11 protein-coding genes are annotated in these 13330 nt (G+C 74.0%); 7 read left to right on the top strand and 4 right to left on the bottom strand.

Going from position 1 to position 13330, the window contains the following annotated elements:
- Positions 1–43: 43 nt before the first annotated feature.
- On the bottom strand, positions 44–1087 hold the full coding sequence (locus tag ABD236_RS04760; RefSeq protein ID WP_344070445.1) for a lactonase family protein: 1044 nt from the start codon (positions 1085–1087) through the stop codon (positions 44–46).
- Between the two features lie 144 nt (positions 1088–1231).
- Complete coding sequence (locus ABD236_RS04755) at positions 1232–2752, bottom strand: FUSC family protein (RefSeq protein ID WP_344071198.1); 1521 nt, start codon at positions 2750–2752, stop codon at positions 1232–1234.
- Between the two features lie 270 nt (positions 2753–3022).
- Between ABD236_RS04755 and ABD236_RS04750 the strand changes: the two genes are divergently transcribed.
- Both ABD236_RS04750 and ABD236_RS04745 read left to right on the top strand, forming a co-directional pair.
- Positions 3023–3502: an Lrp/AsnC family transcriptional regulator gene (locus ABD236_RS04750; protein ID WP_344070443.1), complete on the top strand. Its 480-nt coding sequence runs from the start codon at positions 3023–3025 to the stop codon at positions 3500–3502.
- 115 nt (positions 3503–3617) lie between these two features.
- Positions 3618–3941 (top strand): cupin domain-containing protein, encoded by a 324-nt coding sequence (locus ABD236_RS04745; protein WP_344070441.1) that lies wholly within the window; start codon positions 3618–3620, stop codon positions 3939–3941.
- A gap of 1 nt (position 3942) precedes the next feature.
- Here the strand turns inward: ABD236_RS04745 and ABD236_RS04740 are convergent, their stop codons facing one another.
- The gene (locus ABD236_RS04740) at positions 3943–4938 is read right to left on the bottom strand and encodes a tellurite resistance/C4-dicarboxylate transporter family protein (protein ID WP_344070439.1); all 996 of its coding nucleotides are present in this window, start codon (positions 4936–4938) and stop codon (positions 3943–3945) included.
- 232 nt (positions 4939–5170) lie between these two features.
- Here ABD236_RS04740 and ABD236_RS04735 point away from each other — a divergent pair, with 232 nt between their 5' ends.
- From ABD236_RS04735 to ABD236_RS04715, 5 genes are all read left to right on the top strand, one after another.
- A complete protein-coding gene (locus ABD236_RS04735; protein ID WP_344070437.1) occupies positions 5171–6223 on the top strand; it encodes a chitinase in 1053 nt (350 codons plus the stop codon).
- A 381-nt stretch (positions 6224–6604) separates the two neighbouring features.
- A complete protein-coding gene (locus ABD236_RS04730) occupies positions 6605–6832 on the top strand; it encodes a type A2 lantipeptide (protein ID WP_101387136.1) in 228 nt (75 codons plus the stop codon).
- Between the two features lie 74 nt (positions 6833–6906).
- Positions 6907–7713 carry an HlyD family efflux transporter periplasmic adaptor subunit gene (locus ABD236_RS04725; RefSeq protein ID WP_344070433.1) on the top strand — a complete coding sequence of 269 codons (807 nt, stop codon included), beginning with the start codon at positions 6907–6909 and terminating at the stop codon, positions 7711–7713.
- A complete protein-coding gene (locus ABD236_RS04720; protein ID WP_344070431.1) occupies positions 7710–9983 on the top strand; it encodes an NHLP family bacteriocin export ABC transporter peptidase/permease/ATPase subunit in 2274 nt (757 codons plus the stop codon). Before ABD236_RS04725 ends, ABD236_RS04720 begins: the two co-directional genes overlap by 4 nt.
- Position 9984: 1 nt before the next feature.
- Positions 9985–12831, top strand: a complete 2847-nt coding sequence (locus tag ABD236_RS04715; protein WP_344070429.1) for an NHLP bacteriocin export ABC transporter permease/ATPase subunit — start codon at positions 9985–9987, stop codon at positions 12829–12831.
- Positions 12832–12849: 18 nt separating this feature from the next.
- On the opposite strand, the gene ABD236_RS04710 is transcribed toward ABD236_RS04715, so the two are convergent.
- On the bottom strand, positions 12850–13326 hold the full coding sequence (locus tag ABD236_RS04710; RefSeq protein ID WP_344070427.1) for a DUF3574 domain-containing protein: 477 nt from the start codon (positions 13324–13326) through the stop codon (positions 12850–12852).
- Positions 13327–13330 lie beyond the last annotated feature (4 nt).

Raw genomic sequence — 13330 nt, 5'->3', positions numbered from 1 at the left:
CATCCGGTCAGGACGCGGGCCCCTCGCACGTGCGCGGCGGGGCTCAGCCGAAGACGACGCAGGAGGCCGCGGGGGCGGGCAACGAGCCCGCCAGGCGCGGGATGCCGCTCTCCTCGTACAGGTCGAACCAGCTGACGTCGCCGGAGCGCTCGTTGGCGGCGTAGAGGCGGCGGCCGGAGGGGTCGAGGGTCAGATGGCGCGGCCAGCGCCCACCGCAGTCCACGGTGGCCACCAGGACGGCCCGCTCCCCGTCCGGGTCGAGCGCGAGGGTGGCGATCGAGTCGTGGCCGCGGCCCGCGACCCACAGGAAGCGCCCGTCGCGGGCCACGACGACCTCGGAGGGGAACGTTTCCGTGGTCACCCCGTCGTGGATCACCCGGGTCTCCCCCAGCGGCTCCAGGACGCCCTGGGAGGCGTCCCAGCGGCAGACGACGAGCGTGGGCTCCAGCTCGTTGAGGACGTACGCGTGGCGGCCGTCGGGGTGGAAGGCCAGATGGCGGGGGCCGGTGCCGGGGCGCAGCGCCGTCCGGCCGTGCGGGCTCAGGGCGCCGGTCGCCGGGTCGAGCACGCAGACGTCCACGGTGTCGGTGCCGAGGTCGACGCTCAGCAGCCACCGCCCGCTCGGGTCGGGCAGCACCTGATGGGCGTGCGGTCCGCTCTGCCGCTTGGGGTTCGGACCGGAGCCGTGGTGCTTCAGTACGTACGCGGCGGGGCCGAGCCGCCCGTCGGGGCGCACCGGGAGCGTGCTCACGCTGCCCGAGGTGTAGTTGGCCGTCACCAGATGGCCGGCGGCGAGCGCGAGATGGGTCGGCGCGGCGCCCTCCACCGGCACCGGCGGGCCGAGCGGTACCGGGGTGTCGCCGGTGACGTCGAAGGCGGCGGCCGTGCCGTGCTCGCTCTCGCCGACCGCGTACAGCACGGCGGAGTCGGGCGACAGGGCGAGGAACGAGGGGTCGGGGAGGACGTCGGTGGAGCCGACCGGGGTCAGCGCGCCGGTCACCGGGTCCACGGCGGCGACCGTCACACCCTTCCCGCCCGCCGTGGTGAACGACCCGATGAATGCCCGCCCGGCGCTGCTCTCGGCCACCGTGCTACCCCTTTCCGCGCGACTGTGCGCCCGGGGGCTGGCCCCCGGCGCCGACTGCGGCGACCGTAGCAGGCGGTCTAGACCAACTGGGGGGGCGGCGCTCCGGGCGGGTCGGCGGTCGGAACACGTCGCCCGGGGGCCGGGTCAGGCCGTTGCCGTCAGGGCAGGTGCGCGTGGCGAGGTGCGCAGGGGCGTGGCCAGGGCCGCGAGGGCGTGCTCCAGGGCGTGCAGATGGCGCAGGGCCGCCTCGGCCGCGGGGTGGTGGTGCGGCTCGGCGGCCGTGGCCGCGGCGGGCGACGCCGTCGCCGTGCAGGCGCGCTCCGCCGGGGCGACCAGGGCCTCCACCGCCGCCTCGACCCGCTGGCACGCGGCCGTCAGACGGGCGTCGTGGGAGGCGCTGGGGTCGGCGGCCGCGGCGGCCAGACCGCGTACCTCGCGGGCGCAGTCGTCGAGCAGGGCGATGACCTGCCGGGCGCGCGAGCGGCGGCCCTTGAGCGGGCTGAGCGGATGGACCAGCGGCGCGAGCGCCAGCCGGACGCGGCCGAGCAGCAGCTCCAGCTCGGCGGCGTGCGGCGCGGGGTCGGCGCCGTCGTCCCCGGCGAGCCGGCGGGCGGCCGCGCTGGTGCAGCCGCGTACGCAGTGCAGGGCGCGCTGGATCCAGGCGTTCGTCGCCGCGTGCGTGGTGACCGGCAGGACCAGCGCGACGGCGGCCACCGCGCCGAGGGCGCCCACGGCCGTCTCCTCCAGGCGCAGCCACAGCAGCCCGGGGTGGAGCACACCGAGCAGCCCGTAGAGCAGCCCGGCCATCACGGTGACGAAGAACATCATCCAGCTGTACGAAGGCGCGGCCGTGTAGAAGATCCCGAAGACGCAGACCGCGACCAGCGCGGCCGTCGGTGCGGGGGCGCCGTGCAGCGGGAGGGCGACCAGCAGTCCGGCGGCGATGCCCGCGACCGTGCCGAGCACCCGCCGGAAGCCGCGGACCAGGGTCTCGCCCCGCGAGGCGGTGTTCACGAAGATCCACCAGGCCGCGCCGACCGCCCAGTACCAGCGCTCGTGCGAGAGGACCTGGCCCGCCGCCAGCGCGATGGCACAGGCGGCCGTCGCCTGGAAGGCCTGCCGGGTGGTGGGCCGGGCCAGCCCCCGGCCGCTGAGCGGGGCCGGGGCGGCGGGCGGCGGGGTGCGCCGCTCGATGCACCACACGCCGAAGCGGACCAGCGCCGAGGCGGCGACGGCCAGCGCGATCGCCCCGTACAGCTCGGGCAGCTGCGCCGGGACGGCGTGCAGGAACTGGGTGGTGAAGAACATCATGAAGCCGAAGATGCCGAGCGCCTGGCCGCGCGGGCCCCAGCGGCGGGCGTACACCCCCGCGAAGACCACCGCGAGCCAGCACGCGTCGCGCACGAGCGGGACGTCGTGCAGGGCCGTGGCCAGGGCGAGGACGGGGAAGCCGACAGCGGGGAGCAGCGCGGTGGTGAGCGCCTGGCCCCGCACGGTGGCGTCGCCGACGGTGAAGAGCGCGAGGAGCGCGGCGAGGCCCGCGGTGATGGAGGCGGGCAGGGACATCCCACTGAGCTCGGCGGCGGTGACCGCCAGGCCGATGCCCAGGACGGCCCGTGCGGAGACCCTCAGTCGCAACAGCCCCGGGTCCGGAGCCACAAACATCCTCTTCACGGCGGTCGCCGCGCCCCCCTTCGCTGGAGCAGACACCCTCTTCGGCTTGCCGGTGCGCGAGGCGCACGCCGACTTCGGACATGGCAAAGGCGCCGCGGACCGGGACCGGCGTCATCGCCGCCCGGCGCTGCGCAGCGCCATCTACTTGCTACATACAGAGGAAAGCACCCGCAGTGACACTGGCTCAACTGCTCTCGTTCCGACTGGGCCATTGGTACAGTTGAATCGCGTACGACAGGACCAGGAAGGGGCCAACGGACCATGGCGGTGGACGCGCTCGACACCCGGATCCTGCGGCTGCTGATCGAGCGGCCGCGGACCAGCGTGCGGGAGTACGCACGGCTGCTCGGCATCGCGCGCGGCACGCTCCAGGCGCGGCTCGACCGGCTGGAGCGGGACGGGGTGATCACCGGGACCGGGCCGCACCTGTCGCCCGCCGCGCTGGGGCACCCCGTGCTCGCCTTCGTCCACGTCGAGGTCACCCAGGGCCATCTCGACGAGGTGGGCGACGCGCTCGCGGCGGTGCCCGAGATCGTCGAGGCGTTCTCGATCACCGGCGGGGGCGATCTGCTGACCCGGGTCGTGGCCCGTGACGCCGGCCATCTCGAAGACGTCATCCAGCGTCTGATCCAGCTCCCGGGCGTGGTGCGCACCCGGACCGAGGTGGCCCTGCGCGAGCGGGTGCCGCACCGGCTGCTGCCGCTGGTGGAGTCGGTGGGGCGGGCCGCCGGAGCGCCGTGACCGAAGAGCGGCGCCGTGGCCCCGAGTTGCGTACCGCCCAGGAGCCGCAAGGCTGGAGGGCGACGCCCGTGCCGCTTCGGAGCACGGCCATCCGGCTCGAGAAGGGGAGAGAGCCATGCAGGACCTCGCAGCGCTCACCGAGGAGCACCTGGCCAAGGCACGCGTCGCCTCGCACGGTCGCAGCGCCCAGCTCATCGTGCACGACGGCGCGCTGCGGCAGAGCGTGATCGCGCTGACCTCGGACTCCGAGCTGGACGAGCACAACGCCCCGCCCTCCGCCAGCCTCCAGGTGCTGCGCGGCCGGGTGCGGCTGACGTCGAACAGCGGCAACAAGGAGCTGCGCGCGGGCGAGCTCTGCGAGATCCCCAAGGAGCGCCACGGGCTGCTCGCCCTGGAGGACTCGGCGGTGCTCCTGACGGCCGTCACGGCGGTGGAGTAGGTCATCGGGGCGGTGGAGCGGGTCCTCGTGGGGAGACCCGCGCCCGGGGCCCCTCCGGACGCGCTCCCCCGCCCGTCCGCGTCACCAGGAACCCGGCGAGCGTCAGCACCCACGCCGCCACCGCGACCCACAGCAGCACCATGCCCAGCGTGTGCAGCCCCCTGACGTGCGCGGCGGCACCGGTGGACAGCGTGGCCACGGCCGCCATCCCGAGCGGGAAGACGGTCGCCCAGCGCCGTACGTCGTAGTGCGGCCGGGGCCTGGCCGCCTCCGCCCCCAGCAGGATGGCGTACCAGGCGAGAGCGAGGCCGAGCAGGACGAGGGTGGCCGCGCGCAGGGCGTGGTGGGCGCCGCCGGTCCACAGCGGGGACGCGGTCAGCTTCGCGCCGGCCAGCGCCGAGATGGCGAGTGCGCCACCCGCGATCCACTGGTCGCCCGCGCCGGTCCACACCTGGCGGAAGTCGAACCGGACGAGCGCCTCCGCGTAGAGCATCACCCCGAGGAAGAAGAGGACCAGGGCGGCCCAGGCCGGCCAGTCCCCCTCGCCCGCGGCCGCGAGCGTGGCCGCGAGGACCGCGAGCCCCTGGGTCGCCACGCACACCAGGAACGCCCCGCCGGGCATCCGCCGGTGCCAGTGGCTCAGGACCGCGTACAGCAGGCCGGGCCAGAGCGCGGCGGCCAGGGCGAGCAGGGCCCAGGCGAGCGTCTGCCACCCCAGCACCGAGAACCGGGTGCCGAGGACGGCCGTGGCGGCGACGGCGGTGAGCGCGGGCGGGGTGTCGGCCTCCGTATGCCAGCGCGGCCGGTCGCGCAGGAAGCGGACGGAGAAGCTGACGGCGAGCACCAGCCACACCGCCGCGGCCGACGCGAGCGCGGCGAGCGAGAGGTCCTCGTGGCCGACGAGGTGCAGCCCGACGGAGATGATGCCGGTCGCCATGACGGCGGCGCCGGCCGCCGGGGGGAGTTCGGCCCACCAGGGACCGGGAGGACGGGTCACCGTGCCATCGGTACGCGGCGGGCGCCGGGCCCGCCACCCGGATGCGCCAAGGGGACCACCGGGAACACCCGCCCCGGCTTGGTCCAGACCTATTGACGGAAGGTCTGGACCACTTTACGGTGTGGCGCAGCCCGACCCGCGCCGCAGCCGGGGTCCCGAGCCGCAGCCGAACCCCGCACAGCAGCCGGTCCCGTACGTCTCCAAGGTTCCCCACAGCCCAGGAGGTACCCCCATGCTCGGTCGGATGTTACGTCTCGCGGGAGCCGGCCTGACGCTGGCGCTCGCCGCCCAACTGCCCGCCGCCGCCGCACCCGCCGCGCCCCGGGACGACACCTGCGCGGTCAAGCCGAAGCCCGCGGGCAAGGTGCTCCAGGGCTACTGGGAGAACTGGGACGGCTCCTCCAACGGCGTCCACCCGCCGTTCGGCTGGACCCCGATCACCGACTCCCGTATCGCCGCGCACGGTTACAACGTGGTCAACGCCGCCTTCCCGGTCATCCGCTCCGACGGCACCGCGCTGTGGGAGGACGGGATGGACGCGACGGTGAAGGTCGCCACGCCCACGGAGATGTGCGCGGCCAAGGCGGCCGGGCAGACGATCCTGCTGTCCATCGGCGGGGCGGCGGCCGGGATCGACCTGAACTCCAGCGCTGTCGCAGACCGGTTCGTCGCGACGATCGTGCCCATCCTCAAGAAGTACAACTTCGACGGGATCGACATCGACATCGAGACCGGTCTGGTGGGCAGCGGGAACATCGGCCGGCTCTCCACGTCCCAGGCCAATCTGGTCCGCATCATCGACGGGGTCCTCGCCCAGATGCCCTCGGGCTTCGGTCTCACCATGGCGCCGGAGACCGCGTACGTCACGGGAGGCAGCGTCACGTACGGGTCGATCTGGGGCGCGTATCTGCCCATCGTGAAGAAATACGCCGACAACGGCCGGCTGTGGTGGCTGAACATGCAGTACTACAACGGCAGCATGTACGGCTGCTCCGGCGACTCCTACTCGGCCGGCACCGTCCAGGGCTTCGCCGCGCAGACCGACTGCCTCGACAAGGGGCTGGTCGTCCAGGGCACCACCGTCCGGGTCCCCTACGACAAGCAGGTGCCGGGGCTGCCGGCGCAGCCGGGCGCCGGGGGCGGATATATGTCGCCGAGCCTGGTCGCGCAGGCGTGGAACCGCTACGGCGGCGCCCTCAAGGGCCTGATGACCTGGTCGATCAACTGGGACGGGTCCAAGGGCTGGACGTTCGGCAACAACGTGAAGGCGCTGCAAGGGCGCTGATTTTGTTACTCCACCGCGGAACCTCACCTTCCACAAACCTGCACACGGCGTGCCCGAACCGGTCACGCCGGGCCCGCCGGGGCCGGAGCGACCCCCGGCGGGCCGGCGGCTTAAGGGCCGGAGTGTCCCACTTGGGAGAAAGGGCGCCCGGCCGAACGGGATCCATGAGGTGAAGCTCGTGAAGAAGCTGCCACCACTTTCTCAACGGACCTGCACGGGGCGGTAGTCCGGGACCGGAAGAAGGCCTGATCAGGCCTGGTGGGATTGGCTGGGCGCCGCGTCGGCGTGCTTTGATCCTGGCCCATGCGGAGCCCCCCTGACGGGCACTCTCCGCAGGGATTCCCCCCACACCATTCCCCCCAACACGAAGGGCAGTTCCCCATGAACATCACCCCCCAGGTCGAGACCCGCGAGATCTCCGACGCCGACCTCGACAACGTGTCCGGCGGCCTCGTCGGCACCGCGCTCGGCAACGTGACCGGCACCGCCGACTCGCTCCTGCCGGTCTCGGGCATCGTGGGCTCGGTCACGGGTCTGGTCGAGTCGACCACCGGTGTGAACACCGGCGCGGTCACCGGCCTGGCCTCCGGCCTCGTCGCCGGTCTCTGAGACGGCGCGCGAGCCCCGGAACCCGCTCGGTTCCGGGGCTCCCCGCATCCGTCCCCAGGTAGGGACAGCGTTCCGTGCAATTCCGTCAACAGGCCCTTTCCAAGCTCCAGTCACCGGAGGAACTCGACCTGCCGGTGCGTTTCGCGCGCCCGCAGGGGCGGCTCGTCCTCGCCGTGACCGTGGCGGTCATGGCCGCCGCCTGCTTCTGGGCGGTGACCGGATCCGTCTCCTCCACCCTCGGCGCGCCCGGCCTCCTCACCCACGCCCGGGGCAGCTACGTCCTGCAGAGCCCCGTGGCCGGACAGGTCACCGGCGTGCTCGCCGAGGAGGGCCAGGACCTCGCCGCCGGAGCGCCCCTGCTCAAGGTCCGCACCGAGCGCGGCGACCGGGTCGTCCGCGCCATCGAGGCGGGCCGTCTGACCACGCTCAGGACCGCCGTCGGGGCGGTCGTCGCCACCGGCGCCGACGTGGCGAGCGTGGAGCGGACCGGCGGCGCCGCCGACCCGCTGGTGGCCATGCTCTACGTCCAGGGCGCGGGCGCCGCCTCCGTCCGGGTCGGCGCGCCGGTGGACCTCACCGTCCAGTCCGTGCCCAGCGGGCAGTACGGCGTGCTGCGCGGCCGGGTGGCGGCCGTCGGCCGCAGCGCCCAGACCCGCGAGCGGATCGCCGCCTTCCTCGGCGACGCCCAACTCGCCGAGCAGTTCTCGCGGGCGGGCAGGCCGGTGGCGGTCCTGGTGCGGCTCGACCGCTCGGCCGCCACCAGGTCGGGCTACCGCTGGTCCTCGGCCCAGGGCCCGCCGTACGCGGTCGACTCCATGACCCCGGCCACCGGCTCCGTCCACCTGGCCGACCAGCGCCCCCTCGATTGGCTCCTCCCGTGACCGCACCGCCCGCCTCCCCCGCTCCCCCGCAGCTCCCGCCTGCCGGCCGTGGCCGGCACCGCCCCGAGAGCGCCCCGGCGGGCGGGCGGCGGGCCCGGCGGGCGCCGAAGGCGAAGCGGGCGAGGACCGTGCGCAGCCCCACCGTCCTCCAGATGGAGGCCCTGGAGTGCGGCGCCGCCTCGCTGGCGATGGTGCTCGCCCACCACGGCCGCCATGTGCCGCTGGAGGAGCTGCGCATCGCGTGCGGCGTCTCGCGCGACGGCTCCCGGGCCAGCAACGTGCTGAAGGCCGCCCGTAGTTACGGGCTCACGGCCAAGGGCATGCAGATGGAACCCGCCGCGCTCGCTGAGGTGCCCGCGCCCGCCATCCTGTTCTGGGAGTTCAACCACTACGTCGTCTACGACGGCATGGGCCGCCGCTTCGGGCGGCGCGGGGTGTACATCAACGACCCCGACAAGGGCCGCCGGTTCGTGCTCGCCGAGGACTTCGACACCAGCTTCACCGGAGTGGTGCTGGTCCTGGAACCCGGCGACGGATTCCGGCGCGGCGGGCGCAGGCCAGGGGTGCTCGGCGCGCTGCCCGCGCGGCTGCGCGGCACCACCGGCACGATGCTGGTCGCGCTGCTCGCCAGCCTGCTGCTGGTGGCGGTCGGGGCGACACTGCCCGCGCTGAGCCGTACGTACATCGACACCTTCCTGATCGGCGATCAGACCTCGCTGCTGGGCACGCTGTTCGCGGCGATGGGCGCCTCGGTGGCGCTGACCGCCGCGCTCACCTGGCTCCAGCAGGCCAATCTGCTGCGCGGGCGGATGATCTCCTCCACGCTCGGCGGCGCCCGCTTCTTCCGGCATCTGCTGCGGCTGCCGGTCACCTTCTTCGCCCAGCGCAGCCCCGCCGACCTGGTGCAGCGGCTCCAGTCCAACGACGCGGTCGCCGAGACGCTGGCCCGCGACCTGACGGCGGCTGGCGTCGACGGTGTGGTGGTGCTGCTCTACGCCTTCCTGCTGTGGACCTACGACCCCCAGCTCACCGTCATCGGCGTGGGCGTCGCGCTGCTCAACGTGGTCGCGATGCGCGTGGTGGTACGGCTGCGGGCGACCCGTACCCAGAAGCTGCGGGCCGACAGCGCCCGGCTGACCAACACCTCGTACACCGGACTCCAGCTGATCGAGACGATGAAGGCGACCGGTGGCGAGGACGGCTACTTCCGGCGCTGGGCGGGGCAGCACGCCACCACCCTGGAGGAGCAGCAGCGCCTCGGGGTGCCCAGCGCCTGGCTGGGGGTCGTCGCGCCGCTGCTCGCCACCCTCAACAGCGCGCTGATCCTGTGGATCGGCGGGCTGCGGGCGGTCGAGGGGCATCTCTCCATCGGGCTGCTCGTCGCCTTCCAGGCGCTGGTGACCCGCTTCACCGCGCCGGTCACCCGGCTGAACTCGGTGGCGGGCCGCATCCAGGACTTCGCCGCCGACGTGGCGCGCCTCAAGGACGTGGAGAACTTCCCGGTGGACGCGCTGTACACCCGTGACGAGCCGGCGGGCGGCGTCCGCAGGCTGAAGGGCCATGTGACGCTCGACGACATCACGTTCGGCTACAGCCCGCTGGACGCGCCGCTGCTCACCGGGTTCTCGCTGTCCGTGGGGCCGGGGCAGCAGGTGGCGCTGGTCGGCGGCTCCGGCAGCGGCAAGTCGACCGTGTCGCGGCTGGTCTCGGGGCTGTACACACCGTGGGAGGGCGCGATCCGCATCGACGGGCAGCGCCTGGAGGACATCCCCCGCAGCACGCTCGCCGCCTCGGTCTCCTTCGTCGACCAGGACGTCTTCCTCTTCGAGGGGACCGTACGGGACAACGTGGCGCTGTGGGACCCGTCGATCCCGGACGAGGCGGTGGTCGCCGCCCTGCGGGACGCGGCGCTCCACGAGGTCGTCGCCCGCCGCCCCGGCGGCATCCACGGCCGGGTCGAGCAGGACGGGCGCAACTTCTCCGGCGGGCAGCGCCAGCGCCTGGAGATCGCCCGGGCCCTGGTGCGCCGCCCCAGCGTCCTGGTGCTCGACGAGGTCACCAGCGCCCTGGACGCGGAGACCGAGCAGATCATCATCGACAACCTGCGCCGGCGCGGCTGCGCCTGCGTGGTGATCGCCCACCGGCTGAGCACGGTCCGCGACAGCGACGAGATCGTGGTCCTGGACCACGGCGCCGTGGTGGAGCGCGGGCGCCACGAGGAGCTGCTCGCGGCGGGCGGCGCCTACGCCGAGCTGGTCAAGGAGCACTGAGGTGACGTCCGTACCCGACCCGGGCCCCGCCCACGACCCGGTCCTCGCGGCCCTCGGCGGCCTCGGCCAGGAGGTCGACTGCGCCGGGCTGCGCGGCTTCTCCCTGGAGGGGCCGCAGGTGCTGTGGCTGGTGGTGGCCGGCGCCCTCGACCTGTTCGCGGTGGACGCGGCGGCCCAGGGCCACTGGCACTTCCTGGGCCGCCTGGAGCCCGGCACCCTGCTGCTCGGCCCGGTGGAGGGCCCCCGGCACACCCTGGTCGGCAGGCCGCTGCGCGCGTGCGTGCTGCGCCGGATCCCGCTGCGGGAGCTGTACCGGTCGGCCTACATGGAGACGATGGCGTACGAGAGCGGGTACGGCAGCGGTTACGACACCGGGGACGCGGCCCTGAGCCTGCTGGAGCACGCCTTCTCGCTGGGCGTCGGGCGCGGCCAGCGCGTGCTGTTCGAGGCGCCGCTCGACGGCCGTACGGCGGTCGACGAGCCGGTGGCCGACGACGACGTCCTGTGGCTGCCGGTCTCCCCCGGCAGCGTCCAGTACGGCGCCGCGTTCAGCGCCGAGGCGGCCGGGGACCTGCTGGTCGACGCGGCGCTGTGGCAGGGCATGGTCAACCGGCAGCACCGGCTGCTGTCCGCCCTGGACCGCTGGATCGAGCGCACGGAGCGCGCCCACGAGGACCGTACGGCGGCCGGCATCAAGGCGGGCGAGGCCGTCCGCGAGGAGGCCGACCGGGCGCTGCTGACCTCCCTCGGCCGTCCCGGCCGGACGCCATCGCGCACGGCCGGGACGGGCGACGACGCCACCTACGCGGTGTGCTCCCTCGTCGCCCGCGCCTCCGGGATCACCCTCACCGAGCCGTCCCGGGCCGGCGCGGTGAGCGAGCGGATCGACCCCGTGGAGCAGGTGGCCCTCGCCTCCCGGATCCGCACCCGGCCGGTGCGCCTGGACGGGAGCTGGTGGAAGGAGGACGCGGGCCCGCTGGTGGGCCGCAGGGCGGCGAGCGGCGCCCCGGTCGCCCTGCTGTGGCGGCGCGGCGGCTACGAGGCGGTGAACCCGGCGACCGGGCGGCGCACCCGGGTCGGCGCGGGCAACTCCGAGGAGTTCGAGCCACGGGCCGTCATGTTCTACCGGCCGCTGCCCGAGACACCGCTGGGCAAGTGGGGGCTGGTGCGGTTCGGGCTGCGCGGGACCCGCGCCGATCTGCGCAACCTGGTCCTGGCCGGGCTGGTCACGGTCGGGCTCGGCGCGCTGGTGCCGCTCGCCACCGGCCAGGTGCTCGGGGTGTACGTGCCCGGCGCAGAGACGGGGCTGATCGCCCAGGTCGCGCTGGCGATCATCGTCAGCGGTGTGGTCGCGGCGGCCTTCTCCCTGATGCAGAACCTGACCCTGCTGCGGATGGAGGGGCGTATCGAGAGCACCCTGCAACCCGCCGTGTGGGACCGGCTGCTGCGGCTGCCGACGAAGTTCTTCACCGAGCGCTCCACCGGTGAGCTGGCGAGCGCGGCGATGGGTGTGAGCGCGATGCGCCGGGTGCTGTCCGGGCTGACGCCGGTGGTGGTGCAGGCGGGAACGGTCGGGGTGGTGAACCTGGTGCTGCTGCTCTGCTTCAGCGTGCCGCTCGCCCTGACGGCGCTCGGGATGCTCGCCGTGATCGCGGCGGTCTTCCTGGTCCTCGGCCTCTGGGAGCTGCGCTGGCAGCGCCGGCTGGTCGAGCTCGGCAACCAGCTCAACAACCAGGCGTTCCAGACCCTGCGCGGGCTGCCCAAGCTGCGGGTCGCGGCAGCGGAGAGCTTCGCGTACGGAGCGTGGGCGAAGGAGTTCGCCCGCAGCCGGGAGCTCCAGCGGCGGGCCGACCGGATCAAGAACCTGACGACGGTGCTGGGCGCCGTGTATCTGCCGCTGTGTTCGCTCGTGATGTTCGCGCTGCTGGCGGGCCCGGCGCGGGGGTCGCTCTCACCCGGCGCCTTCCTGACCTTCAACACCTCCGTGACCATGGTGCTGACCTCGGTCACCCAGCTCACCGGGGCGTTCCTGTCGGCGGCCGCCGTGCTGCCGATGTTCGAGCAGATCAAGCCGGTGCTCGACGAGGCGCCCGAGGTGAGCGGCTCGGGCACCCGGCCGGGCGCGCTGTCCGGCGCGATCGAGGCCCGGGGCCTCTCCTTCCGCTACACCGACGACGGCCCCCTCGTCCTGGACGAGGTGTCCCTGAAGGTCGCGCCCGGCGAGTTCGTGGCGATCGTCGGCCCCAGCGGCTGCGGCAAGTCGACCCTGCTGCGGCTGCTGATCGGCTTCGACCGGCCGGTCGCGGGGAGCGTCCTGTACGACGGGCAGGACCTGGCGGCGCTCGACCGGGCGGCCGTGCGCCGCCAGTGCGGGGTGGTCCTCCAGCACGCCCAGCCACTCAGCGGGTCGATCCTGGAGTGCGTCTGCGGCGCGGAGGCGTTCACCCAGGAGGAGGTGTGGGAGGCGGTCGCGATGGCGGGGCTCGCCGAGGACATCAAGCGGATGCCGATGGGCCTGCACACGATGATCGCAAACGGCGGCGCCGTCTCGGGCGGGCAGCGCCAGCGGCTGATGATCGCCCAGGCGCTGGTCCGGCGCCCCCGGATCCTCTTCTTCGACGAGGCGACCAGCGCGCTCGACAACGAGACCCAGCGCGTGGTCATCGAGAGCACCCGCGCTCTGGACGCCACCCGTGTGGTGATCGCCCACCGGCTCTCCACGGTCCTGGACGCCGACCGGGTGATCGTGATGTCCGAGGGCCGCGTGGTGCAGCAGGGGCCGCCCGCCGAGCTCCTGGCGGACACCGGCGGACGGCTCCACGAGCTGGTCCGGCGCCAGCTGCGGTGACCGGGAGCTGACTCCCCGTCAGAAGCTGGCCTGCGCCCGGACGTCCGCGCGGCCGACCGACTCCAGCTCGTACATCGAGCAGTACAGCTTGCGGATGTACTCGATGTCGCCGTCGCGGGTCCGGGCCTCCTTGACGGGATAGAGCACCGTCAGCTCGTACGAGCGCTCCCGGTTGATGTCGCCGTCCTTGTCGCGCCACTGGCCGCGGCCCTCCTGGAGGGTGAGGCCGGAGGGGAAGCGCGGGGTGACCACGTCGGCGACGAACTTCATGAACTCCGCGTCGGTGATGGGCGGCTTGCCCTGGTGGCGGCCCGTGCCGAAGTAGAGGTGCGTGGCGATGTAGGGGCTGCCGCGTCCGTCCGTGCTCTGCTCGGTCGCGGCGGCGGGAGCGGCCGTTCCGTAGGCGACCTCGGAGACCGGTCCTCCGGTGGCGAGGAGGAGCACGACCGCCAGCAGGGCGGCGGCCGCGGGCGTGGAGATCCGAATGTGCAGCATGCGG

It is taken from the genome of Streptomyces crystallinus, assembly GCF_039521265.1.
Lineage (GTDB): Bacteria > Actinomycetota > Actinomycetes > Streptomycetales > Streptomycetaceae > Streptomyces > Streptomyces crystallinus.
This window is presented reverse-complemented; position numbering and strand designations above follow the sequence as displayed.

Coding starts and splice junctions, on each gene's coding strand:
- ABD236_RS04735 (WP_344070437.1), top strand. CDS start 5,171: ATGCTCGGTCGGATGTTACGTCTCGCGGGAGCCGGCCTGACGCTGGCG.
- ABD236_RS04755 (WP_344071198.1), bottom strand. CDS start 2,752: ATGTTTGTGGCTCCGGACCCGGGGCTGTTGCGACTGAGGGTCTCCGCA.
- ABD236_RS04730 (WP_101387136.1), top strand. CDS start 6,605: ATGAACATCACCCCCCAGGTCGAGACCCGCGAGATCTCCGACGCCGAC.
- ABD236_RS04745 (WP_344070441.1), top strand. CDS start 3,618: ATGCAGGACCTCGCAGCGCTCACCGAGGAGCACCTGGCCAAGGCACGC.
- ABD236_RS04750 (WP_344070443.1), top strand. CDS start 3,023: ATGGCGGTGGACGCGCTCGACACCCGGATCCTGCGGCTGCTGATCGAG.
- ABD236_RS04710 (WP_344070427.1), bottom strand. CDS start 13,326: ATGCTGCACATTCGGATCTCCACGCCCGCGGCCGCCGCCCTGCTGGCG.